Consider the following 23114-nt stretch of genomic DNA (forward strand, 5'->3'; position numbering starts at 1 on the left):
GCGGCCCCCTCTTGCTTGAGGCTACCGCTGCGCGGATGAGATCCACGTGAGAGAGGTGCTGGCGCGCGGGCGAACTACGCCGAATCGCGGAGGCAGAACTCCGTGCTCAGCGCTTACTCCCAGATGCTGGGAGCGTCGGCGCGACTGACGGGCAGCGCAACGTGGTCGGCCCACTCCTGAACCCAGTCGGGCATTGCGGGTGCTGGGGCATCCCATCCGATGGTTTCCAGCAGTTCGGCAACGCTTACTGTGCCGCCCGATTTCTTCAAGAACCGCGCGCGGGTCATGGCTTGCGCATAGATTTGACCATCGACAACGAAGCGCTGCTCCACGAAAACAGCCTTCTCGTCGTAGCCAACAACACGCGTTTCGAGGTCGAACTTTTTCCACAGGTCGAGGGATTTGCGAAAGCTGATGGTTTCGTTGGCCATCACCGGGTAGTAGCCCTTAGCGGTGAGGTGCTTCCAGCTTCCGGCGCGAATCAGCAGATCCATGCGCCCGAGATCCATGATCGAGAAATACACGCCGTTGTTCATGTGGCGCAGAACGTCGATGTCGGTCGGCAGCACCCGGAACGACATGCTTCCGACATCTCTGACACCCAACGGCGAACGACGCGGGCTGAGGATGCGGTGGAAGATGGTGCGGAAGATCAGGTTCACTCGCTCAGATTAGGTGAATCGTGATCGACTCTCTAAATCGTTTGTGCGGAACCTCTAGTGAGTTGCCCTATTCGTCCCCGGCAAATCGCACAACGGCCTGCACCGGTGCGTGATCCGAGGGCCACCCACCTTCGTACCGCGTGACGTTGATGCCTGCTTTCTCCGTGGTGATGCCGGGCGTTGCGAGGATCCAGTCGATACGTTTGCGGTCATGCTTCGGCGGGCCATAGTTGGGGAACGTTCCCCACACCTGCGTGAGGCGCTCCTCGGCCGTGTTCCAGGTGTCGACGAGCAGGCCTTGACCGGTGAGCGCATCGTAGGGGTGTGTGTCGGCATCCGTGTTGAAGTCGCCGGTCATGATCGTGGGATGGGGTGACGCCTGCACGATGCTTCTCAGTGCGTCGGCCGAGCGCAGCCGCGAGGTTCGGGATTTGTGATCGAGGTGGGTGTTCACGGCCTGGAACTGGGTGCCAGTGGCGAGGTCGAGAAAGATCGCCTCAACCACAACTCTGGGGGTGCGGTTGCCCCAGGAGGTTGAGCCGGGAACAGTGGGCGTGTCAGAGAGCGCGGTCTGTCGCCAGTCGATTACTTGCAGGCGTCGGGAGTCGTAGAAGATGGGGCAGCCTTCGCCGCCCTTGTTCTTTTCGCGCCCGTAGCCGATGGAGCGAAAGTGCTCCCCCAGCGCCTGGTGCACAAACCGCGCCTGGCGGAAGAGGGCTTCCTGCACTCCGATTAACGCCGGTTGTTCGACGGCGAGTAGCCGTTTCAGCAGGGGTTGGCGGCGTCTCCACAGGTCGGGACTGCGCGGCAAAAGTTCTGGACCGCGACGACGAATGTTGTAGGTCATCACATGCAGACCGGGAGCGACGACCGGGCCAATCAGAGAACTCCCGCTCGGCGGGAATGCCAACTTGGGCTCGCGCTCTGGTGCCAACGCCAAGAGACGTCTCGGCCGTAGGGTTCGGCTGCCGGTCATAGTTCCAGCTTATTGGGCGTCGGCGAGTTTCGCCCATCAGCCGTTCAGGGGCACGCGGATCGGGTGATTTCCCCACTGAGCCACTCAACGGCCCAGGTTCGAGCATCCGTGAAGTGGATCGCTTTGACGGTCGGTTGGCATCGAGGGGGCGTGCCTCCTCGACCCACGAAGACATCAGCAGCTTTGAGAACCTCGAGCAGTCCACTCCACGTCCATCCCGGAAAGTTCTCTTCGACGTGTTGCTGCGTATAGCCCTTACCCATGGGGATGAAGTGGCCATAATGCAACAGTTTGTCGAGCTGAGCCCCGGTGCGGTGCTGAGCATAGGAGTCCCACTGCGGCTCTCGATTCACGAATCCGCTCGCCGGGGTTGCTACCCGAAAATGTACCGTTCCGTCTAGGCTCAGCGATTGCTCGTCGGACGGGATGTCATCGAGTGACCTCAGGAAGGTGGTCACTGTTGAGGCGATAAGGGTCGATCGGGCCGGCTGTTCGGGCTCGTCGACGGCATCCCAGCTCCACGACTGGCGGTTGGGTGACTCGTAAGGACCGTGCGGGCCGCTCGCCAAAACAACATCATCAGCGGAACGATAAACCGTCACCCATGCGACCTCTCGGTTACCAACTGTGAAGCCGAGTTCGATGAGGTGGCCGAACTCGAGCGCGTCGACCCGTGCGAGTAGCCCAGCTGTGATGGTGTCCCAAGTTGCCGAGGCGGGGATCTTGAAGATCCCCAGGGAGTCGAGATTGTCGGGCATTGGATGCTCCTATCCGTCGAGCTTGCCGCTCGAGAATACGAGCCGCCCGTTCTTCCCCTGGGGCACCCGCTCGATGGATCGGGTTGCCGTGCGGCCAGCCAGGTACTGAACGGCCGCAACTCTTGAACGTGATCATCACACTAGGGAGCACCCCTGACATTGGGGGCTACCGCACCGCTCACGCCGTAGATGCTTCGCGGTACCGTGACATAACCGCGCGTCATCGCCTGCGGTATCAACAGTGAGGTGCGGGTATGAGCCAGACCGATGGAACGAGAACCATACCGACGCTTTACGTGAACCTGGATCACACTCTGGGGCGTCGTCAACACCAACGTTCCCGGTGGGCCGGATGTCGCCAGCCCAGCATATTCTGGTTCTGACATGTACCTTCTCCCTAGCCCTGACAACGGCACCGACACCGCTCTCGTTACGAGCGCTAGCGATCTCACCCAGGCCTCAAACTGCGAGTTCGGTTTTCTGCGCGTGCTCGACAAAAGGTTGGGCTGGTCCACTGATCCGCTGCCTGATGACGACGCGATGCTCATGCGGGCCGCAAGGTTGGGCAACGTTCACGAGGAACGGTTGCGGGATCGCTATCGCGCAGAGTTCGGCGACGCGATGGTGGAATTCGATAAGCCGTCCGGTAGAGACGCCGACATCCTGCGTGACTACGCAGCCCGCACACGGGAGGCCCTGCTGAGCGGTGCGCCTGTCGTGTTTCAGGGCGTGTTCTTTGACGAGACCGACCCCGAGCTGCCGTTCATTGGCTACGCCGATTTTCTTGTCAGGCAGCCAGATGGCAGCTACCGCGTGGTTGACTCGAAGCTTTCGCGCCATGTGCGCGTCACCGCGCTTCTTCAGTTGGCGGCGTATCACGAGCAGCTTCAGAAGCTCGGCTTTTCTGCGGATGGCACCGTTGAGCTGATCCTCGGCAATGACGAGTCAGAGACGGCAGAGGTTGCCGACATCGCCCCGGTTTTCCGTCGCCGCCGGTCGCGCATGCACGCGATCATCGCCGAGCACCGGGCGGGAGGCAAGCCGGTCGGCTGGCATGACGAGCGGTATGCGCGAGATGGGCGCTGCAAGTTCTGTAAGGACCCCGCTCAGACTGCCGACGACCTCTTCACGGTCGCTGGGCTGCGCGCGGGTCAACGGGCAAAGTTCATGGCGGCGGGCATCCGCACCCTTACTGATCTAGCCGAGACGCCTGAGCGGCCTGATGAACTGAGCATCCCGAAGGCAAGCTTCGCGAAACTTCACCTTCAGGCAAAGCTGCAGCACGCGGTGGACCCCGATGATGAGCATGCGATGCCGCCGGTTGTCGTCGTGAACCCGCTGCCGATTGCGAACCTACCCGAACCAAACCCCGGTGACCTTTTCTTCGACTTCGAGGGCGACCCGATGTATTCGGAACCCGGGGTAGGCGGCGTACCTCGCTGGGGTCTCGACTACCTTTTCGGGTGGGTCGATGCCGAGGGCGAATTCGATTGCCTCTGGGCCCACTCGCATGCAGAAGAGCGAATTGCGCTGACGGAATTTCTCGACTTTGTGACTAAGCGCCGGCTGCAGCATCCGGGGCTCCACATCTATCACTACGCCAGCTATGAGAAAACTCACCTGCTGAGCATCGCCGCCCGACACGGTGAAGGGGAGGATGTCGTCGACCAGCTGCTCCGCGATGCTGTGCTCGTCGACCTGTACCCCGTGGTGATGAGCGCACTGCGCATCGGAACGCCCTCGTATTCCATCAAGAAACTTGAGCCGCTTTATATGGGCGACGATGAGCGCGCCGGGGTGACGAACGCCGCCGACTCCATCGATGAGTACGTGGACTCCTGCACTGAAGCAGAGAACGGCAATGCCGAGCGAGCCACCGAGATTCGGGATGCGATCGCCAGCTACAACGAGTACGACTGCGTTTCGACACTGAAGTTGCGGGACTGGCTCCGGGCCTTGCCCGAGGTGCAGGGAGTGAAGGTCGACACTGCCGAGGCGGAACTCGCCGTTCAGCCGTTCGAACCCAGCGCACTCGACGTTGAGCTGCAAGCGCTCGGCGACAGCGCGGAAGAGCGAGGCGACGACACTGCTGCCAGCGCGTACCGAATGGCCGCAGCCGCCATCGATTATCACCGGTGTGAGGTCAAAAGTTTCTGGTGGGAGCACTACGACCGTCTCGAGCAGCCCTCCGAACTGTGGGAAGACACCCGCGGCGTCTTCCTCGTTGAGGGCGCGTCTCTCGCCCGCGACTGGCACAAAGAGGGCAGGCAGCGCACTGAACGCCGCCATCTGCACCTTCACGGCCAGTGGGCTCCGGGCAGCAGCGCGGCGCGACCGGGCGGCGACGTGTTCCTTGTTTACGGCGACCCGCTCCCCTACGTGCCGCCGGGCCACCGTCCGGGTTCGCGCGTCGCTCGCGGCGTGCGCTTTTCTGACCCGGCCGAGGATGGCCGAGGCATTTTCGTCGTCGAATCTCGGCCGGATGAGATCCCGGCGTGGGATGAAATGCCTACCCACATCACTCCCGGGCCGCCACCCCGGGCGGACAGCATCGTGGCCGCGATTGAGTCGTGGGGCGCCACCGTCGTTGATGCTGCTCCTGCGTGGCCTGACGACGCGATGTCTGATCTTCTGCTACGCAAAGCTCCCGCTGCGGCGAGCGCGCTCGAGCCCATGAAGAGTGCGGATGACGGTGTGCGCGCCGTCATCGCCTCACTCCTCTCGAGGGAGAGTGGCTATCTCGCAGTACAGGGCCCACCCGGCACGGGCAAGACGTATCTCGCCGCCCATGTCATCCAGGAGTTGGCGGAGAAGCACCACTGGAAGATCGGGGTCACCGCACAATCGCACAAGGTCGTGGAGAACGTTCTCGACGCCGTGGTGCTGGACGCAAATCTCAACCCCGAGCTCGTCGCGAAGGCGGTGCCGGGAGAGTTCGGCCCGGGCTATTACACCGAGGGTCCGTTCAGCGAGTTGCCGAAGGATGGTCACGCAGCCTTTGCGCGCGAGTACGACTCGACCGGCTACGTAATCGGTGGCACCGCCTGGGACATGACGAACCGAAAGCGCGTTCAGGCCGGACAGTTGGACCTTCTCGTCATTGACGAGGCGGGGCAGTTCTCTCTCGCGAACACGATCGGTGTTGCTGCAAGCGCGAAACGAATCCTGCTTCTCGGCGACCCGCAGCAGCTTCCGCAGGTGAGTCAGGGCATCCATCCGGCACCGGTCGATGGTTCGGCGCTCGGTCATGTGATCGGCAGTCTGGCGGTGCTTCCGGATGACTTTGGCTACTTCCTTAAGGAGAGTCGCCGCATGGATGAGGCCGTCACGCGCCCCGTCTCGCTGCTCTCCTATGACGGAGTGCTGCGGTCTCACGCATCAACAGAGGGGCGGATGCTCGCCGGCGTCGCCCCTGGCCTGCACTCGGTGCCGACGGCCCACGTCGACAACTCCACCTACTCCAGCGAGGAAGCTGATCGCGTGGTGGAGCTGGTGCGCCAGCACCTCGGCGCGCTGTGGACGGCGGAAGCCGGTGGCACCCCGAAACCTCTCGACGAGGACGGCATCATCGTGGTGACGCCGTACAACGCTCAGGTGGAACTCATTCGTGGCCGTCTCGATGCTGCCGGATATTCGCGCGTCGTCGTCGGCACCGTCGACAAGTTTCAGGGCCGAGAAGCAGTGATCTCGATCGTCAGCCTCGCCGCCTCCAGCGCCGACGATGTGCCCCGCGGTCTCGACTTCTTGCTCTCCCGCAATCGCCTCAACGTGTCGATCTCGCGCGCCCAGTGGGCTGCGTATCTCGTCTACTCGCCAACGCTGCTGGACTCGCTGCCGCAGTCGGCGGAAGGGGTAGCGACGTTGAGTCGGTTTATCTCATTGGTTGAGGACCTATAAGCCAAAAGCTATGCACATAAGCATAGTTTCTGGTTTATGATGACAGTTAAGTCGAAATTGAGCCGATCAGGAGGATAGCGATGCCCCACGCTGCTGAATCCATCCGCACCGCGCGCACCCGCGCACGGATCAGCCAGGCCACCCTCGCCCGCCGAGCGGGCATTGCGCAGTCGACGATCAGCCGCATAGAGCACGACGAGATCGATCCGACGTGGTCGACGATGCAGAAGTTGCTTGCTGCAGCGGGTTGGGAGATCGACCCTCGGCCGACAGGAGTAGCTCAGTTGCTTCCCGCAGCAACGGTGTCCCGCGCGATGGCTCGAAGCCTTAGAAAGGATGATTCGGAGTCGGCAATTCGGGATCTCACAGAGGGCGTAGGGCGCCTGATTCGTGCGAGCGAGAGCGGGGAGCACATTCCCGAGTGGGCCATTGCGCAACCGACGAGACTGATTGGGATTCCGCTGTGGGACACCTTCCTCGCCACCGCCTTCGCTTATGGCCTCGAACGCGCTGGACAAATAGTGCCCGAATGGATGACCGACGTGCCCCCGCTGCCGCACGAGACCTCACCTGGCGACGCCCCCGGGCCTGAGTTTCGCGACTGGCTGCGAGCCCGAACCCCAGCCGTGTTCCTGAAGAAGAACATTCTTTCGCGGGCTGAAGACTGGGCGATCGCGTGAGCGCCGGCTACCGACAGCTCAACGCGAGTGAGATCACGGAATTGCTCGGGGAGCTACTTGATCGGGCGGCAGCGGAGGGTCTCGAGGTTGACGCGTACGTTATCGGCGGCGCTGCGATGGCCATTCACTTGGGCCGCGATCAGCTGACTCCTGACGTTGACGGACTCTTCTCTCCGTTCGAGCATGTGAAACGCATCGGCAGACAGATGGCGGTAGAGCACGGGTTAGACCCCGACTGGGTCAATGAGAACGCCCGACCATTCATCACCTTCGACACCACGGATCCTCGACACTTCGTCGAAGTAGAACTCCGCGGACATAAGCTGCGGCTTGCATCGCAGCGCGCCCTCCTCGCGATGAAGATGGCGCGGTACGCCCGCAAAGACTATTCAGACATTACGGCGCTCATCCGGTCGTTGGGCCTCACGTCACCTGAGCAGATCGTTGATCTGACCTACAACGTGCTTGGGGAAGAGTCGCTGTCGCTTACAGACGGCCGGGACGACCTGACAATTTTGGCAAGAGAAGCGCTTGCGCGAGAAGTAAGAGAAAAAGAGCACCGGGGCCAGTAAGCGAGGCAGCTCGCTATGGTTGGGGTTGTTGGCCATTGAGCTTTCGCCAATCTACGGACCCGTATCTGTAAGGGCGACGCCTTCCGCCTCTTTCATTGTCTTCCGACACTTCGGATAGTTTGTGCAGCCGTAGAACTGCCCGAACTTGCCCGCGCGGGGAACCATGGTGCCGTCACTGCAGTCGGGGCACGGAATCACCACGGCATGCCCGCCCTCCGCATCTCTCAATTGCAGGCCCTGTTCCTTCACCAGTTCAGCGAGGAACGGTGACACCCGATTGCGTACGGTGACCAATGTCACTGACCGCCGGGCACGAGTAATCGCCACATAAAACAACCGACGCTCTTCAGCGAAGGGAAAAGCTTCGTGCGCTGGCATCGCCAGACGCAACACCGGGTCATCCGCGATCTTGCTCGGGAACGACAACTTGTCTCTCGTCAGCCCCGGGATAACCACATAGTCCGCTTCTAACCCTTTGGACGCGTGGATGGTCGAAAACCTCACATCGAGATGGGGCCATTGCTTGATTGCCGCGTGCGGCACAAGACTCTCGTGATGCCGATAGCGCCCGAGAATGAAGAGGGATGCCTTCCCGCCTCGACCGACCGGTGCAATTCCGGTTGCGATGCGATCGTTCAGCTCTGCCAAGTGTTTGCGAATCACTGACTGCACGTGCTCGTCGCTATTGGCGGCGATGGCCACGAAGGCTGGCGGGTGTTCGGGCGTCGATGACACCACCTGTTTCGATAACTGTTGCGGGTTCTTCAAGACGAATCGGCTCGAAACATCGCAGATGGGCTGAGGGCATCGGAACGTGCGCTCCAGCCGAAGGGTCTCCCCTTTGCCGAACCAGCCCTCGAAGTCGGTCATCACCGAAAGGTCGGCGCCGGCGAAGCGGTTGATGCTCTGCCAGTCGTCGCCTACGGCGAATAGGTAGTGGTTGGGTTCGGTGACGAGTGCTCGAGCGAGGCGGGCGCGGGCGGCGCTGACGTCTTGCAGTTCGTCGACCATTACAAGCCGGAACGGACTCTTCCACCCAGCTTCGACGTGGTCGGCGGCGAGATTCAGCATGTCTTCGAAGTCGATGCTGTCGTGCTTCACCAGTTCGTCTTCCCACCGCTGCCGAATGGTGCGATAGAGCTGCAGGAACTTCTCGTGTCGGAACCGGAACCGCTCCCGGCTTTCTTCGCCCGCGCGCGTCAGGAGTTGATCGTCCGTCAGGCGATTGCTTTTCGCATGGACCATGAACGACCGGAAGGTGCTCACCAAGCGTTGGTTGTCGATCGGTGGCTGACCCACCGCTGGGCGGCCAGGATTCGGGTCGAGTACAACGCCCCGGGAAGTGAGCTCGGCGGTGAGAGTTGCAAACGCTTTTCCATTCCACAGTTCAGCCATCGTGGTCTCGATCAGAGCGGTGCCGTGCTCTGCGTGCAACACTCGTTTCCAGTGGACACCATCGAGATATCCGACGAACTCTTCAGGCGGCAACCCGTTCTGATCGAGAGCAAAGTGTTCGTGATACAGATTGATATCTGGGTAATAGAAGTCCGGATGATACTGGCCGTGGGATGCATTTGCAGTGTCGATCTCATAGCGGCGCTCATACCTATATTCGACGCCGTTGTAGTACAACCAGTCAGCAATAAGCCGTTCGCCCTGTGACTTGACGACTTCGCCGGCGAGCGTGCGAAAGCCACCCCGGCGGGTGACCGGGTCCCAGTCGTCGGGGTCGGCTTCTTCTTGCCCAAATTCGGGTAGGTCGCGGCCAAACACCATGCGGAACAGGTCCCATTCGGTGCGGAAGGCAGCATCCGTGTCACGCAGTTCGTCGACTATACGAGCAAGTTTCTCGACATCGCCGCCTCGTTCCACCCATGGGGCCAGGCTGGGTTTGCGCCCTGTCGCTTGACCGATGACGGCGAGCCCGAACGAGTGGAATGTGCGCGCCACAATGCGATCGGCGGCGAGCCCCAGTGGTGCGAGGCGTTCGGTGACGCGTTCCTGCAGTTCGGCCGCAGCTTTGCTATTGAATGCGAGCATCAGGATTTGTTCCGGCGCGACGAGTCCACGGTGCACCGCGTAACCGGCCTTGGCAATCATCGTTGACGTTTTGCCGGAGCCTGCAGCGGCGACAAGCTGCACCCGGTTGTCGAAGCAGACGACTGCGCGTGATTGTTCGTCGGTCAGTGGCGATCGCTCGACGTTGTCGAAGAATGATTTGTAGGAGATGAGTTCCTGATCGAGGAATCGTTCGTTCCAGCGGGAAACGTACTGGGCGAGGTCGGATGACCAGAGCTCGATTGCTTGCAGATCTTCGCCGCCAAGGTCCCGGCGGTGTTCTTCCAGTTCGGGCGAGGCGAGCAACTCTGCGAACCGACCGGTGGGCTTGCGCTGTTCCCACGTTCTGGTGAAATCGCTGGTGAGCCATCCGCTGTCGCGCTGGTGCGACTTTGCGGCTGCGAAGAAATCACGCGCCCAACCTGTCACTAGCGGGCAGAGCTTGTCGAACTCTTCGATCAGTTCAGCTAGCCGGATGCTGGCAAGCACCCGTTCGCGCTCCCTCTCGACGGTTTCGCGAAGGTCGCGAGCATCGCGTCGAGACATCCCCCGCAACCGAAGTGCCGCTGGCGCACCCATTTCGACACTTGATGACAGCAGACCGTGGCGAACTCGGGTTCGACCAATATGGGCGAGCGCGTGCCTCTTGACCCCGCCGCCGCCGTCACGGAATATAAGCTCATCTCCGACGAGTTCCGCACTCCAGGCTGTTACGCGTGCCAAGCGCGCACCCCAGCGTGATGGCGCCCACGTTGCTTCCACGATTGATCCCCTGATCATCCCCTAAAAAAACCTAGCTATTGGCTCTTATTGCTCTCACTAAAGTGCGCGCGAATCTCGGACGCTTGTGCGTCGGAGAGCTGCCACCTCGTCTCGAACGGCGGAAGCGTGCCGTATTTGCTCCGAAGGTATTCTCGAACTTGTTTTGCACTGACATTAAGCTCGGATGCCAGATCTTTCGGCGTAAGCGGATCAGTCATAGTTGAGTCTCCTCGATCGTTCTAATGGAAGCCACTTCAGCCGACCTTGGCGGACTCAGGTCCAGCAGGGGCAGAGCAGCCCCGTCAACTCCGCGTCGCTTCAGAATCTCCATCATGTCTTCTTGCCTCGGCTGCCCCAGCGTGAACCGGTAGAGCGTGAGCGCTTCTTTCATCCGGTCGATTTTTGCAAGATCGCGGCTCAGGGGGAATGACACCAGCTGTCGTTCTATTTTTGCGTCTCCGGGGTAGATCCAGAATGGCGAGAACTCGCCGAGATCCTCATGGGTTTTTGACGCTGCGTCGAATGCGGCCTTCCAAGGATTGGGATCCTCGGAGGTCATCACGTCTGAGGCGTGCGCGGCAGCGATGTTTTTGCGCACGGCGTGACCGGCGAAACGGTTGACCCTGCCCTCACGCTGTTCGAAGTCGACCGGATTCGACGGCACATTCCAGTGCACTACGGCATGGCTCCACCAATGGAAGTCGATTCCCTCCTGTCCCACACTCGTCGACGCCAGTACGAATGGCCAGAACGGGCTGTTGAATGCGTTGCGGATTTCGGGCTGCCGAGCGCTTTCTTCGTTCTGACTCTTCCCTCCATAGCGCAGGGCGAATCGAGCCGTGAACGCGATACTTTCACCCTCTGCGGCATGATTTCGGGCGTGGTAGATCGAGGGCCGCATCGTAATCGCGTTCACCGCTCTAACCGCCAGTGCCATGAGAAGTTCGTCGTCGAGCACCGCACCTGCGGCTTAGCTCCTCAGCTGGAAAAGGTACTCATCTAGTGAGGCCTGCAGGTTTCCGTCAGCGCAATAATCCAACACCGCGCGCCAATAATACTCATCATCAGCGGACTTAACTTTGTCGAGCAGCAGCATGCTTTCGGCTCGGTTAAATAGTGAGCGGATCCCGTTAGAAAGCATCGCAGCTGCTCTCCACTGGCCCACATCGCTCGTTGAGTCGTTGTCATCGCGTATGCGTCCCAATGCCCGATAAGCGATATTGCCTGGCGAGTGCAGTGCTAGTCGAGCGAGATAAGGGTGCGAGATTGCATCCTCAGAACGCGCGATTGTTTCGATAGCGAGATCGACGTGCGCTGTGATTAGTCGACCCGCGGCGCTCTCGTTGTCTTCTTCACCTTCGACGGGTCTAGCCGAAAGTAGTTGAGCCAGACTGGCGGACTCGAGTGCCCAGCCTGCGGGCGTCGCACCGCGTGTGGCGAAGAAGGCCTCCCACGCAAATGTCGATTCTGGCCCGGGCGCCAACCGTGCCGAAACCTTCAACTGGGCCTCATCGGCAGAAACCTTGTTGTGACCACTTTCGCGCGCCACCCACAACGGGTCGCCTGCTTGAGCAAGCTCCGGATGCGGCCAGAACATGGCAAGTGTCGACATTCTGGCTGGCCGGGATTCGGCAGTCACCTTGTAGTCGAGACGAGCCGATATCGACTTCCGCGCTTCTGAAGAGTTGACGGTGAGCCGTGATCCGTCGACTATTCGGCGCTCGGCTTCATAGCTGAGGAGACTCGCGACAGCAGTCGGCGTTGCGGTCCACGACGAGAATACAACTCGTTTCGTCGCGCCTTCGGTCGCAATTGAGCCATAGACGCTTCCTGGCGCAAGATAGGGAAGGGATGGGGGTAACCAGAGCAGTTTCCACCACTCTTGGTCCAGAGTCTCTGTGGCAACCGCCCGAAGATGGCTGTTGCCAAGTTCGATCTGCCCGTAGCCGCTGATCGTGTCCGCATCGAGCTGCTGAAGATTTTTGAGTTCTCGACCAATACTTCCGTCGTTGTCGAGCAGGCGCCGATCAACCGCGCTCGCGACTTTGTAGTTGTTCATGAAGCTAGCGAAGTAGGGGATGGACTTCCAATACTCGAGACCGATGGGGATATCTAGCTCAGCGGAGAGTCGTTCAAGCGCAACGAATCCGGCCAGATCAATATCTGTCGGAGAAGTTGAGGGTAATTGGCGTTCCCGAACCATGCCGCCCGACTGCGGGCGCTCCGTTCTGCTCATTACGGTGAGAAGATTTGCGCGCAGGCGATCGACGTGCTCGATCGCGGGTCTGCCGTTGACGATCTGTTGACGGTATTCAGCGAACCCATCACGAATGTCCGCGATCGATACGGATGAACCCTCGGCAAGAAAACCCAAGGTAGTCATGAGGTCTTGATAGTGGTCGTCACCCGATTCTTCGTTTGCTTCGGTGAACGGTTTGTACGGGGTTGCGGAGAGAAGCAGGACTTTCGCGGCTGAGTAGTTGAAGAGCGCGTGAGCCAACTCTGCAGCGTCGCCGCCTTCGTGTTCGTCAAGCAGATGTCGGAATCTTTGAAATTCGTCAAGGATGACGAGGTCCGGCTCCAGCGAATCGACGCTTGCCGCCGCCAGGGCAGCACGCAGCTTTGCAGTGAGGTGCCGAATGGGCTCTTCCACCGAATCTGGAATCCTGCGCTTGAGCGCGAGGCTGCCAAGCAAGGAGAGATAGCTTTCGAGCAGACCGGAATCGGTGATGCTCCGCTCGAATGCTCGGAGTATCGACGGATCTACTGGTCCTTTCAAGCTGCGCTCGATTCGCGCAAGCTGGTACCGAAAGGCCTCCTTAGTCTTGATCTGCCCTTGAAACAGCATCCGCGATGCGCGCTGCTGAGGTTCCGACAACCCGCCTATCTCGTTGAGCATGATGTGAAGTAGCGCGCGCTCTTCACCTGATCCAGCGCGCCAGGAGCCCATATCAAACGAGGTTCCGGGGGTGAAGGAAACCAGATTGACTGGCTTGCGTCCGGCTGCGTTAGTTCCCGAGAGACGATGTGATTCACGCGCAAGCAGGGTGAGCCGGCTGGTGAGTCCGATATGCGGGTCCCCGGTGACGTTGAGCCTACGTAGATTTTGTGAAGCGAGATCCGAGTTGGAGCAGATGTAGACGATGTCGATTCGGTCGACGGTGTCATCGTTCTGCAGCCGTTCAATCGTTCGCGCGATGATTCCGCGGGCGATGACGCTTTTACCCAGGCCCGTCTCGTCAGCGAGCAAGAAACGTCCGCTGGCGTTGGGGGCGTCGTAGAGCCGATGCATCACATGGTCGACGGCATCACGCTGAAAGGACTTGAGCTCGGCGAGGATTGCCTCTGCTGAGAAATCGTTCACGCCATCTCCCCTTTCTGTGCGAGCCTGGCGCGCCAGACCGGCTCCCACACTTCGTCGAAGCCGGTGGGCAGCGACCCCGCAGAGGCTTCGCCTCGCATCCGTTCGACAAGTCTGGCCAAGTCGTCGAGGCCCTCGGGGTTGACCGCGAGGGAACGAACCAGAGTTTCGAAAACTCCTGCGCCATCACTCGACCAAGAGCCAAATCCGCCCGAGTTGCCGAGGGAAAACTGCGCGCTGGCCGATCCGCCCAAGCTCAGCATCAGTTGCAGGAATCGGAGAAACTTCTCTGGCGTATCGATCTGTCGGGCGAGCACCGCGTCCCGCCGATGGGCAACATCTCCGATCAGCTCGGCGTTCACCACAGTGCTTCGCCGCTCTCCACGTGCGTCTACGGCATGAATGATAACGAAAGGGGTAATTTCGGTGAGGTCGAGTCCCGTAAAAACCACGGGTGGGCCGCCCTGAAGTGGCAACGAGTGGCTGTTTCCTGGCCGGGTGAGTAGCTGCACTTCGGTCTCGATCTCTGCAATGGTCTTCGCTGTGGTGACCGCCTCAACGTCGATGGAGTACTTGTCGGTCTCCTCCAGTCGAACGGTGTTGCGGAGTCGAATGGTCGCGAGCGAGCGAATGGCATCGTCCAACGCGCGATCGGCTTTCTCCGTCTCGGTTTCTTGCACTCCGCCTGAGGTCTCATAGGGGATGGTGAGTTTACGAAGCTCCGAGTCTTCGCCAAACACTGCTCGAACTCCCACGCGCGGTTTGGGGCCGACCATCTCGATGAGAAATTCGACGTTGCCGCCGAAGGCTGCTTGTGTTGCGTTGGCGGAGCCGATTATTGCTCGTGAGCCCGTAAATCGATCTAGGAAATAGGCCTTGGCGTGCAAACCTATGAGAGGATCCTCCTCGATTTCGTCACTGTCCCTAACCGCATCATCGAGAACATGAGGCTCAATGAATTTAAGGGTCTCCGGTTTCAGCCGATCAAAGCTTTCAGCTCGCGAAATGACTTTCACCTTTTCTTTGCGTGAAGCGGTGATGTTCGCTAACCCGTCGTCTGAAAGGAAGGGTGAGATTACGAGGTGCCGTTGGCCTGCAAAGTCGATGGTGAGCGGCCTACCGATACCCAGAGCATGAAAGTTCAATTCGCGAATATCTGCCGGGAGTTCCCAAGACACATTCGAGATTCGTTCGGCTAACCCCTCGATCCGTTCGCGGCGTTCGGGCGCGAGAGGAGTGACGGCCAACGATGGGAGTGTTCGCACGAGGTCACTGAGCGGTTCGTTCTGCTCGCGAGTTTCATCGCCTTCGTTCCCGTCGAGCCTTACGACGAGGTCCCAGCTGCGGTCGCTGGTGATGTTTCGGCTGGAGCACAGCATCCGATAGCTGCGATGTTGCCCACGGGCGTACTCGAGGATCCACACTTTCGGGTGAAAGAGCGCGCCAGGTCGGCGGAGTGCGACGGGGTGAACCATAGGCTCAAGAAAGGCGACGAGATCGGAGGCTTGTCGGGGCACCACGATGTGGCCTGCTTGCGCAAAGATATCGATGCGGTCAGATGCCCGGCGCACGGCATCGAGAATGGCAATCGGGTCATCGCTTTCGCGCACTTGATGGCCGGCGAACGAGAGCGGTACGGCGAGCGCACTTGTGAGGTCGAGCGTGAATGTGGTTCCGACCGCATGCACCAACTCGTAGCCGCTGGGTGGGCGCAGCTGTTCGGTGAGGGCGGCCCGCGAATCCGGTTCAAGCATCCGCTCGCTCCAATCCGTCGTGCAGGTCGGTGAGGATGCCCCTGACCTGCCGCCAGCGGAAGGTCACCGCCCCGGCGCCTGAGGCTCCTTGCCAGCTTTGCAACAGTCGAGTGTTCTGCAGTCTCGCTTGCACCCCCTTGTGGCGGCGCTCGCGTTGCGCGATGAACAAGCGGAGGCCTTCGTTATCAGCGATGGTGAGTGATCCGCTCCCGGTAACGGCATCGAGCCAGGTGTCAACGAATGCCCGAGACGAGCCGTTAATTCGTGGATTCTTCGCATACGCGAGCGCCCAAAAATCGCTCCGATCCCAGGATGAAAGATGCATCGAAGCCTGATCGCGATCGTTTTGCCATTCGCTCAGGCGTTCTCGATACGCGTCCACTCTGCCGATGACGCGGTCGTAGCCGGCGGCTTCGTAGGCTTCCGCCAACAGGAGGTTGTAGAGCAGCGAGGCACCATTCACAGCTTGGGAGAACATCCGGGCATGGAATAGGTGGTTGGCGGAGTTGGATGATGCGCCAACAGCGCCTGGCTCCAGCCAGGGAGCCGCAGTCTCGGATTGTGGTCGATGGTCGATGAAGTGGGCGAGCAGCGATCCTTCGCTGCCGTTGAGCATCCGGTCCCGCAACCATTCGGCTTCGATACGGTTCAGGTCGAACCCTCCCCCGGTGTTGTTGGGAAAGCTTGAGGGAAACGGAGGGAGCGTTGGCGACCACGGGCCAACCGAGTACGAAGTCTCGTCGTCGTCCGCCGGATTCCGGATGCTGGCCGCGATGGCGTCAGCTTGGCTTTGGGACGGATCCGCGAGAATGCCGTACTGCCGGAGCGCTGCCCAATAGGTGCTCGACGGAAGAGTCTTGAGCGCCGCACCGGCAGTTTTGCCCAAGAGGCCTTCTCCGTCAGTGTCACGTTTGAGGGTGGCGATGAGGTTGCGTTCGTTTTTCTCCACTCGACGCGCGATCTCGTCGGCGTCTAAGCCTTGTTTCGCGGCCGCGGCGAACGCCCACGGAATGAGAAGCATGTAGCGGGCACGCGTGAGCAGTGTGGAGGTTCCGGGGAAGAGCGTGTCGCTCAGCACGTCGCGAATCTGTCCGATTCCGAGCTCATCCCGGCTGTCGCGTTCGCTGAAGAGGTTGACGATCTCGCGCATGCGGCGCTGATCCTCGCTCGACGCATCAAGCCACGCTATGAGTGACGGCATTCTGCGCTCCCCCTGCGCCGCCGATCGGGCATCGGTGCACGCACTCTCAGACTACCGATGTGAGCAGACATCACCTGCGGGCCGAACTCACGAAGTCTGCGCTTCGCGCCGACGGTCACACTGTGCTGCTCCACTGCGTTCAAGCGCAGAGTCGCACCCCTACCGTCGCTGCGCTCTATGCCGCCCGACACCTCGGGGTGCCGATCGAGCAAGCGTCGGCGGAAGTTTCGGTAGCCCTGCGCCACGCCCGACCGAACAAGGGCTTTCGTGCTGCACTCAAGGAGATCGCAGCGCGCTAGTGCCCCCGGTGATCCTGAATCGTCATCCGGGGCCCAAAAATAGGCTTGCGAAACCCGGATGCCGTGATGAGTCGCACGACGCGCTGACGGTGGCCGCGCCAGGGCTCCAAGAGCTCGAGCATCCGCTCATCATCGACGGGCTCACCGATCAGCGCCCAGCCCACGACCGCCGCCAGATGGTAGTCGCCGACGCTCGGGCTGTCGGGGTCAGCGTGGGAGCGCTGCATGGTTTCGGCGGCCGTCCACACCCCAACACCCACGATTGATCGCAAGGCCGCCTCAACGCGGGAACCGCCCCGACCCCAATCGGCAGTGCGCTCAAGTGATGCCGCCACCTGAGTAGCGCGCATTACGGTTGCCGAACGCTGCGGCCCGACTCCCGCACGATGCCACTCCCACGACGGGATCTGCGCCCAGCCCTTCGGCTTCGGCACAACCCGCATCCCCACAGGTGCTGGCCCGGGAGCTGGCGAACCGTGCTTAGTGACGAGGATGCGCCACCCCCGCTTCGCCTCAATGCCCGTGACCTTCTGCTCCAGAATAGCCATCACGAGCGCCTCAAAAACGAGTCGAGTGCGGGTCAGCCGCAAGCCAGGATTCTGGCGCTGAGCCTCGGCAGCAAACGGAAGCGCCGATACATCGAAGTCGCTCCAGTCGTCGCCCTCCCCCAGCAGTTCAGGAACACTCTCGATCGCCCATTCGGCTCCCGCACCCCACGCGGTGCAGTCCACTTGCGATTGCTGCTGCGCGAGGTGCAAAGTCGCAGGTCCTGCCGGGGTGAGCATCGTGTGCCAGGTACCCGAGGCATCCACTCGCATTGTTGGGTCACCCGAACCGCGCCGAAGCGGTTGCAGGGTCGCGCGCACGTCGACCGCACGCCCGGGCGCAAAGCGAGTGCGCACAGGCTCGTCGGTGGCGAGCGCAAGATTCATTGATAGGAGGATACGCGCTGCCGCCGACCTCCAGCCGAATGCACGCCCCAAAAGCGCGCTCCAAACCCCCGCCACTCGCACCCAGCCAACAACCGTAAACTTGAGCCGTGGCTGTTCCTAAGATCCTGCTCTTCTACGTGTTCACACCGCTGGCCGACCCTGAGGCTGTGCGGTTGTGGCAGCGCGACCTCTGTGAGTTTCTCGGGCTCGGCGGTCGCATCATCCTCTCCAAAGATGGCATGAACGGCACCGTCGGCGGCGAGCTGCGCGACGTAAAGCGCTACATCCGCAAGACGCGTGAGTATCCCGCGTTCAAAAACATCGACTTCAAATGGAGCGAGGGCATCGGCAACGACTTCCCACGTCTGAGCGTGAAGGTGCGCGACGAGATCGTCAGCTTCGGCGCTCCCGGCGAGCTTCAGGTTGACGAAAACGGTGTCGTCGGCGGTGGCACGAAGCTCAGCCCCGAAGAGCTTCACGAGCTCGTTGCCCGCAAAGACGTCACCTTCTTTGATGGTCGCAACCCCATCGAAGCCGCGATCGGCAAGTTCACTGATGCGATAGTTCCGGATGTTGACACCACCCGCGACTTCGTCGCCGAACTCGACAGTGGCAAGTACGACCACCTCAAAGACACGCCGATCGTCACCTACTGCACTGGCGGCATCCGCTGTGAAGTGCTCTCCTCTCTCATGCGCAGTCGCGGATTCGGCGAGGTCTACCAACTCGATGGCGGCATCGTTCGCTACGGCGAAAAATATGGCGACTCCGGCCTCTGGAATGGATCGCTCTACGTCTTCGACAAGCGCATGGCGATCGACTTCACGGCAGACACCCCAGCCATCGGTCGCTGTTACCAGTGCGGTGCAGCCACCAAGCGAATCGAAAACTGTCACATTCTGTCGTGCCGCGAGCAGTTTGTCGTGTGCGACGAACACGCACCGACCACAGCCTGTGCCGCGCATCCGATCGCCGCAGCAGTCGCTATCGTCTAGTTCTGAAGCCCGTGGCTCGGATTACAGCCAAAATGCGCCATGATAGTTGCATGAAGATTGGGATCCTGACCAGCGGTGGCGACTGCCCCGGGCTGAACGCGGTAATCCGTGGCATTGTGCTGAAGGGCACTCAGGTCTACGACAAAGAGTTCGTCGGATTCCGAGACGGTTGGCGCGGCGTCGTAGAAGGCGACATCATGCCCCTCGAACGCAAAGACATTCAGGGCATCTCCAAACAGGGTGGAACCATCCTGGGCACCTCGCGCACCAACCCCTTCGAGGGCACCAACGGTGTAGACACCGTGCGCGAAAACATGAAGCGACTCGGCGTCGACTCGCTCATCGCGATCGGTGGCGAAGGCACCCTCGCTGCTGCCAAGCGGTTGACGGATGCCGGCATCAAGATCGTCGGAGTCCCCAAGACTGTCGACAACGACCTTTCCGCCACCGACTACACGTTCGGCTTCGACACCGCCACCCAGATCGCCACCGACGCCATGGATCGCCTGCGCACCACGGGCGACTCGCACGGCCGCTGCATGGTCGCTGAGGTAATGGGTCGTCACGTCGGCTGGATCGCCCTGCACTCTGGTATGGCTGCCGGCGCCCACGCCATCCTCATCCCTGAGCAGAAGACCAGCATGGAACAGATCGTGGAGTGGGTTACTTCCGCTCGCGATCGCGGTCGTGCACCTCTGGTTGTTGTTGCCGAAGGATTCACCCTCGACACCATGGATGACGCACACTCCGAGCGTGGACTCGACGCTTTCGGTCGCCCCCGCCTCGGCGGAATCGGCGACCTGCTTGCCCCCGAAATCGAAGCCCTCACCGGACTCGAAACCCGCTCAACCACGCTCGGTCACATCCAGCGCGGTGGAACGCCAAGCGCCTACGACCGCGTACTCGCCACCCGCTACGGCATGGCGGCAGTCGACGCGGTCATTCACGCTCGTTGGGGTCGCATGGTCTCGCTGAGCGGAACCGAGATCACCAACGTCGCGTTCGAGGATGCCCTCGGCAAGCTCAACACTGTGCCCCAGTCGCGGTACGACGAGGCTTCGATTCTCTTTGGCTAACCACTGCCACCTGCCGCCTGTGTCCCTGCTGGTCCGCAATCTGGCGCATCGTCATCATGAACACTGTCCCAGATTTTCGGGCAGTATTCAGCGTGGCGTCTTAAGCTAGCCGCATGTGGCGCGGAATCGAAGTAACCAAGAACGAGTCCGATCCGAAAGCTCTGGCCCACGTCGAACTTTCTGAGGAATTGGATGACAGCATCCTGATGCCCGGAGGCGTCACGATCGATGTCGAATACTCAAGCCTCAACTACAAAGACGGCATCGCCCTAACGGGTAGACCCGGTATCGTTCGCGAACCTCACCTTATCGCCGGTATCGACCTTGTCGGAGTTGTTGCGGCATCGGAAGATCCGCGGTTTATTGTCGGTAAGCGGGTTCTCGTGAATGGGTGCGGGCTCGGCGAAACCCATCACGGTGGCCTGGCTGAACGTGCGCGAGTTCCTGGCGATTGGGTGATCCCGGTACCCACGGGCATGAGCAATCATCAGGCGGCAGCGATCGGTACCGCCGGCTTCACAGCAATGCTGGCGGTGCTCGCAATTGAGCGGGCCGGCATCTTCGGCGACGTTCTCGTCACGGGAGCAACGGGCGGTGTGGGCTCAATCGCTATCGCGTTACTCGACCACCTCGGCTTCAGGGTCACCGCCTCTACCGGCCAGAACACCGAACATGACTACCTGCGTCAGCTCGGCGCCACCACCATCATCGACCGGGCTGAGCTCAGCGCAGAACCACGCGCGCTCATGACGCAGCGATGGTCTGGCGTCATCGACGCCGTCGGCGGAACGACGCTCGCCTCGGCAATCGCCGGCACCCGATACGGCGGCACGGTCACCGCCTGCGGAAATGCGCAGTCAAGCGAACTCCACACCAGCATCATGCCGTTAATCCTGCGAGGTGTGAGTCTTGTCGGCATCAACTCGGTTTTCACCCCTCGACCGTTGCGCGAGGAAGCGTGGGACCGCCTCCATCGTGATCTCGACCTCAGCCTTCTCGCGGAAACAACCTCGACCATCAGTCTCAGTGACACGATTGCGGCCGGTGCGGACATTGTCGCGGGACGCATCCGCGGTCGCACCGTCGTCGACGTGCACCGCTAGGTGCCCACAAGCAGCGGTCGGCTCTAGCTTCGCAAGCCAGCGTGCGTCCGGGCGCCCCGGTTACCGCGCCCGCACCCCGCCCACTCTGTGTCACACTTTCGAGTATGAACAGTGTTACGGTCATCCTCGGCTCAGCCTTTATCTTTCTCGCCGCGCTCGTCCACATCATGATTTTCTTTATGGAGAGTGTGCTCTGGCACAAGGCTCGCGTGCAGAAGACCTTTGGCGTGTTCACCTCAGAAGAGGCCGCAATCATCAAGCCGTGGGCCTACAACCAGGGCTTCTACAACGCTTTTCTCGCACTCGGAGCCGGAACCGGCCTCGTGATGATGGGCTCGCTCAACCTGTGGCCGGCAGGCATCGCTCTGGCAATGTTTGCGGCGCTCAGCATGCTGCTCGCCTCTGTAGTTCTCATCACGTCTCAGCCGAAGATGGCACGCGCTGCGGCCATTCAGGGAATTCCGCCGCTGCTGGGCATCTTCTTCCTGGTGTTGGCTCTGACGGTGGGCTAGCGCACCACCACGCACCACCACACGCACCACAAGCCCCCGAAGCGCAGCGCAACCGCAGGTTTAGCGTCTCACATACTCCGCAAGGGCTTCGACGAGAGAATCGCTCGATCGGTCTTCGGCGATCACGTGCACGGTGAGGCCGGCAGCACGCGCATCGAAGGCTGTGCGGGGGCCGATGCACGCCACGATGGTGGTTTCGGGCAGCGGAGCCAGTTGCTCTGCCACCTGTCGGGCGACCGATCCCGAGCTCACGAGTACTGCAGAGATGCGACCGGACGCGACATCCTTGCGCACATGGTCGGCCACGGGCACGCCAACCGTGCTGTACGCGGAGACACTAACAACATCGATACCGAGCGCTCCGAGGCCGTCTGGCAGCGTGGTGTCGGCAAGGTTGGATTGCGGCGTCAGCACGCGAAGACCTGGAGTGCGGTCGGGCCACTCTTTGACGAGGCCGCGACCAGAATTATCTAACTCGGGCACGAAATCCACTTGGTGCCCGGCGAGGCTCAACGCTCCCGCCGTCGACTCACCCACGGCGGCAATTTTGGTGTTCTTCGGGATCTTCACACCGCTGACGCTCAAGACGTCGACAGTTGTGGCGCTCGTGACGGCGATCCAATCGAACTGACCATCATTGAGCTCATGGAATGCGTTAGCAAGCGCGGGAACGTTCTCTGAGGGTGCGAAATTGATGAGCGGTGCGATCACAGGAACTGCTGAGTAATCCCTCAGTAATGCTGCGACGCTTTCGCCCCAATTGCCTCCGCGTGGAACGAGCACGCGCAAACCATCGAGTGCTTTGCTTGCCATGCTCTCTATACTCCACCTGTTGGGGAGTCAGACGCTAATCGAGCTAGTCGTCGTCGCTCAGAATTGCCCACGCAACCACGGCAACAACCGAGACGGCTGCGGCCGCTGCACCGATAATCCAGGGCAGTGGGTTGCTCTCATAGGAGCTGCGTACGCGGGTAGCAACCTCGTCGACACGCTTGCCGACGTTGAACTTATCTTCAATCGCATCGAGAGTTCGTTCGAGTTCGGCACGTGCCTGCTCGATGTTGTCGCCTACATTTTCAGACATCATGACCTCCGCTTGCGTGTGCCTTTGATGGCACGAACGTCGCTTTTAATGCTTTCAATTGTTTCGGTGGGTGCTGGCGGCGTTCCTTTTTTGACCAGACTGACCCCGATCAACACCAGGATCGCGGTGATGACCAGCAGGATGCCCGCAACGATCAGCGCAGCCGCCCACGCCGGCACTACCTCGGCAAAACCGAGAACGGCTGCCGCGATTAGCACCATCAGCGCAAAGAGCGCAAAGAACGCGGCACCGGCGAACAAGCCGATTCCGATTCCCGCATTCTTGGCTTTGGAAACCATCTCCTGCTTGAGCGATTCGATTTCTCCACGAACGAGCTCGCCAAGCAGGCGAGGCACGTCGGCAATTAGCGCAGCGAGCGAACGTTTCGGTTCACGCTGCGGGTCTGTCTTCGGTGATTCACCGTACATGGCA

Annotated in this window: 22 protein-coding genes and 1 riboswitch; of the genes, 8 read left to right on the forward strand and 14 right to left on the reverse strand. The window is 60.9% G+C overall.

Features of this window, described 5'->3' with window-relative positions; all coding sequences use genetic code 11:
* Positions 1–113: 113 nt before the first annotated feature.
* The 4 genes from ABD112_RS03660 to ABD112_RS03675 form a co-directional block, all read right to left on the reverse strand.
* Positions 114–662: an acyl-CoA thioesterase gene (locus tag ABD112_RS03660; protein ID WP_343923265.1), complete on the reverse strand. Its 549-nt coding sequence runs from the start codon at positions 660–662 to the stop codon at positions 114–116.
* A gap of 67 nt (positions 663–729) precedes the next feature.
* A complete protein-coding gene (locus ABD112_RS03665) occupies positions 730–1638 on the reverse strand; it encodes an endonuclease/exonuclease/phosphatase family protein (RefSeq protein WP_343923266.1) in 909 nt (302 codons plus the stop codon).
* Positions 1639–1682: 44 nt separating this feature from the next.
* Complete coding sequence (locus tag ABD112_RS03670) at positions 1683–2396, reverse strand: hypothetical protein (RefSeq protein WP_343923268.1); 714 nt, start codon at positions 2394–2396, stop codon at positions 1683–1685.
* A 13-nt stretch (positions 2397–2409) separates the two neighbouring features.
* A riboswitch (SAM riboswitch) is annotated at positions 2410–2524 on the reverse strand.
* A 12-nt stretch (positions 2525–2536) separates the two neighbouring features.
* Complete coding sequence (locus tag ABD112_RS03675) at positions 2537–2782, reverse strand: hypothetical protein (RefSeq protein WP_343923270.1); 246 nt, start codon at positions 2780–2782, stop codon at positions 2537–2539.
* Here ABD112_RS03675 and ABD112_RS03680 point away from each other — a divergent pair.
* The 3 genes from ABD112_RS03680 to ABD112_RS03690 all read left to right on the forward strand — a co-directional run bounded on the left by ABD112_RS03680 (position 2781) and on the right by ABD112_RS03690 (position 7545).
* The gene (locus ABD112_RS03680) at positions 2781–6293 is read left to right on the forward strand and encodes a TM0106 family RecB-like putative nuclease (RefSeq protein WP_343923271.1); all 3513 of its coding nucleotides are present in this window, start codon (positions 2781–2783) and stop codon (positions 6291–6293) included. The genes ABD112_RS03675 and ABD112_RS03680 overlap by 2 nt on opposite strands.
* An 80-nt stretch (positions 6294–6373) precedes the next feature.
* Positions 6374–6973 carry a helix-turn-helix domain-containing protein gene (locus ABD112_RS03685; protein ID WP_343923273.1) on the forward strand — a complete coding sequence of 200 codons (600 nt, stop codon included), beginning with the start codon at positions 6374–6376 and terminating at the stop codon, positions 6971–6973.
* Positions 6970–7545 carry a hypothetical protein gene (locus ABD112_RS03690; RefSeq protein ID WP_343923275.1) on the forward strand — a complete coding sequence of 192 codons (576 nt, stop codon included), beginning with the start codon at positions 6970–6972 and terminating at the stop codon, positions 7543–7545. The genes ABD112_RS03685 and ABD112_RS03690 overlap by 4 nt, the downstream gene beginning before the upstream one ends.
* Before the next feature lie 51 nt (positions 7546–7596).
* Here ABD112_RS03690 and ABD112_RS03695 read toward each other — a convergent pair whose 3' ends face one another.
* The 6 genes from ABD112_RS03695 to ABD112_RS03720 are packed head-to-tail and all read right to left on the reverse strand — an operon-like array spanning position 7597 to position 16681.
* Entirely contained in the window at positions 7597–10383 is a 2787-nt protein-coding gene (locus tag ABD112_RS03695; RefSeq protein WP_343923277.1) for a UvrD-helicase domain-containing protein, read from the reverse strand.
* A 17-nt stretch (positions 10384–10400) separates the two neighbouring features.
* Positions 10401–10583 carry a hypothetical protein gene (locus tag ABD112_RS03700; RefSeq protein ID WP_343923279.1) on the reverse strand — a complete coding sequence of 61 codons (183 nt, stop codon included), beginning with the start codon at positions 10581–10583 and terminating at the stop codon, positions 10401–10403.
* On the reverse strand, positions 10580–11281 hold the full coding sequence (locus ABD112_RS03705; RefSeq protein WP_343923281.1) for a helicase C-terminal domain-containing protein: 702 nt from the start codon (positions 11279–11281) through the stop codon (positions 10580–10582). Before ABD112_RS03705 ends, ABD112_RS03700 begins: the two co-directional genes overlap by 4 nt.
* 54 nt (positions 11282–11335) lie before the next feature.
* Positions 11336–13729, reverse strand: a complete 2394-nt coding sequence (locus tag ABD112_RS03710) for a hypothetical protein (RefSeq protein ID WP_343923283.1) — start codon at positions 13727–13729, stop codon at positions 11336–11338.
* Complete coding sequence (locus ABD112_RS03715; RefSeq protein WP_343923285.1) at positions 13726–15480, reverse strand: phospholipase D family protein; 1755 nt, start codon at positions 15478–15480, stop codon at positions 13726–13728. Before ABD112_RS03715 ends, ABD112_RS03710 begins: the two co-directional genes overlap by 4 nt.
* Positions 15473–16681, reverse strand: coding sequence for a DUF6361 family protein (locus ABD112_RS03720; RefSeq protein WP_343923287.1), 1209 nt, complete (start codon positions 16679–16681; stop codon positions 15473–15475). Before ABD112_RS03720 ends, ABD112_RS03715 begins: the two co-directional genes overlap by 8 nt.
* Before the next feature lie 59 nt (positions 16682–16740).
* Here ABD112_RS03720 and ABD112_RS03725 point away from each other — a divergent pair, with 59 nt between their 5' ends.
* Positions 16741–16980, forward strand: a complete 240-nt coding sequence (locus tag ABD112_RS03725; protein WP_343923289.1) for a hypothetical protein — start codon at positions 16741–16743, stop codon at positions 16978–16980.
* On the opposite strand, the gene ABD112_RS03730 is transcribed toward ABD112_RS03725, so the two are convergent.
* On the reverse strand, positions 16977–17912 hold the full coding sequence (locus ABD112_RS03730) for a DNA-3-methyladenine glycosylase family protein (protein ID WP_343923290.1): 936 nt from the start codon (positions 17910–17912) through the stop codon (positions 16977–16979). The genes ABD112_RS03725 and ABD112_RS03730 overlap by 4 nt on opposite strands.
* A gap of 107 nt (positions 17913–18019) precedes the next feature.
* Here ABD112_RS03730 and trhO point away from each other — a divergent pair, with 107 nt between their 5' ends.
* From trhO to ABD112_RS03750, 4 genes are all read left to right on the forward strand, one after another.
* Positions 18020–18907: an oxygen-dependent tRNA uridine(34) hydroxylase TrhO gene (gene trhO, locus ABD112_RS03735; protein ID WP_343923292.1), complete on the forward strand. Its 888-nt coding sequence runs from the start codon at positions 18020–18022 to the stop codon at positions 18905–18907.
* Between the two features lie 50 nt (positions 18908–18957).
* Entirely contained in the window at positions 18958–19983 is a 1026-nt protein-coding gene (locus ABD112_RS03740) for a 6-phosphofructokinase (RefSeq protein ID WP_343923294.1), read from the forward strand.
* Between the two features lie 113 nt (positions 19984–20096).
* Positions 20097–21086, forward strand: coding sequence for an MDR family oxidoreductase (locus ABD112_RS03745; RefSeq protein ID WP_343923296.1), 990 nt, complete (start codon positions 20097–20099; stop codon positions 21084–21086).
* Between the two features lie 104 nt (positions 21087–21190).
* On the forward strand, positions 21191–21598 hold the full coding sequence (locus ABD112_RS03750; protein WP_343923297.1) for a DUF1304 domain-containing protein: 408 nt from the start codon (positions 21191–21193) through the stop codon (positions 21596–21598).
* A 60-nt stretch (positions 21599–21658) separates the two neighbouring features.
* Here ABD112_RS03750 and ABD112_RS03755 read toward each other — a convergent pair whose 3' ends face one another.
* The 3 genes from ABD112_RS03755 to ABD112_RS03765 are packed head-to-tail and all read right to left on the reverse strand — an operon-like array spanning position 21659 to position 23110.
* Positions 21659–22411 (reverse strand): uroporphyrinogen-III synthase, encoded by a 753-nt coding sequence (locus ABD112_RS03755; RefSeq protein ID WP_343923299.1) that lies wholly within the window; start codon positions 22409–22411, stop codon positions 21659–21661.
* Between the two features lie 43 nt (positions 22412–22454).
* On the reverse strand, positions 22455–22682 hold the full coding sequence (locus tag ABD112_RS03760) for a DUF3618 domain-containing protein (protein ID WP_343923301.1): 228 nt from the start codon (positions 22680–22682) through the stop codon (positions 22455–22457).
* Positions 22682–23110 carry a phage holin family protein gene (locus ABD112_RS03765; protein ID WP_343923303.1) on the reverse strand — a complete coding sequence of 143 codons (429 nt, stop codon included), beginning with the start codon at positions 23108–23110 and terminating at the stop codon, positions 22682–22684. The genes ABD112_RS03760 and ABD112_RS03765 overlap by 1 nt, the downstream gene beginning before the upstream one ends.
* Positions 23111–23114: the final 4 nt, after the last annotated feature.

Origin of the sequence: Rhodoglobus aureus, from assembly GCF_039527955.1 — a bacterium.
Classification (GTDB): Bacteria; Actinomycetota; Actinomycetes; order Actinomycetales; family Microbacteriaceae; genus Rhodoglobus; species Rhodoglobus aureus.

Excerpts from the sequence above, each read along its gene's own strand:
- ABD112_RS03665 (WP_343923266.1), bottom strand. The coding sequence starts at position 1,638 with ATGACCGGCAGCCGAACCCTACGGCCGAGACGTCTCTTGGCGTTGGCA.
- ABD112_RS03670 (WP_343923268.1), bottom strand. The coding sequence starts at position 2,396 with ATGCCCGACAATCTCGACTCCCTGGGGATCTTCAAGATCCCCGCCTCG.
- ABD112_RS03680 (WP_343923271.1), top strand. The coding sequence starts at position 2,781 with ATGTACCTTCTCCCTAGCCCTGACAACGGCACCGACACCGCTCTCGTT.
- ABD112_RS03675 (WP_343923270.1), bottom strand. The coding sequence starts at position 2,782 with ATGTCAGAACCAGAATATGCTGGGCTGGCGACATCCGGCCCACCGGGA.
- ABD112_RS03685 (WP_343923273.1), top strand. The coding sequence starts at position 6,374 with ATGCCCCACGCTGCTGAATCCATCCGCACCGCGCGCACCCGCGCACGG.
- ABD112_RS03695 (WP_343923277.1), bottom strand. The coding sequence starts at position 10,383 with ATGATCAGGGGATCAATCGTGGAAGCAACGTGGGCGCCATCACGCTGG.
- ABD112_RS03700 (WP_343923279.1), bottom strand. The coding sequence starts at position 10,583 with ATGACTGATCCGCTTACGCCGAAAGATCTGGCATCCGAGCTTAATGTC.
- ABD112_RS03715 (WP_343923285.1), bottom strand. The coding sequence starts at position 15,480 with ATGCTTGAACCGGATTCGCGGGCCGCCCTCACCGAACAGCTGCGCCCA.
- ABD112_RS03720 (WP_343923287.1), bottom strand. The coding sequence starts at position 16,681 with ATGCCGTCACTCATAGCGTGGCTTGATGCGTCGAGCGAGGATCAGCGC.
- ABD112_RS03730 (WP_343923290.1), bottom strand. The coding sequence starts at position 17,912 with ATGAATCTTGCGCTCGCCACCGACGAGCCTGTGCGCACTCGCTTTGCG.
- ABD112_RS03740 (WP_343923294.1), top strand. The coding sequence starts at position 18,958 with ATGAAGATTGGGATCCTGACCAGCGGTGGCGACTGCCCCGGGCTGAAC.
- ABD112_RS03745 (WP_343923296.1), top strand. The coding sequence starts at position 20,097 with ATGTGGCGCGGAATCGAAGTAACCAAGAACGAGTCCGATCCGAAAGCT.
- ABD112_RS03750 (WP_343923297.1), top strand. The coding sequence starts at position 21,191 with ATGAACAGTGTTACGGTCATCCTCGGCTCAGCCTTTATCTTTCTCGCC.
- ABD112_RS03755 (WP_343923299.1), bottom strand. The coding sequence starts at position 22,411 with ATGGCAAGCAAAGCACTCGATGGTTTGCGCGTGCTCGTTCCACGCGGA.
- ABD112_RS03760 (WP_343923301.1), bottom strand. The coding sequence starts at position 22,682 with ATGTCTGAAAATGTAGGCGACAACATCGAGCAGGCACGTGCCGAACTC.
- ABD112_RS03765 (WP_343923303.1), bottom strand. The coding sequence starts at position 23,110 with ATGTACGGTGAATCACCGAAGACAGACCCGCAGCGTGAACCGAAACGT.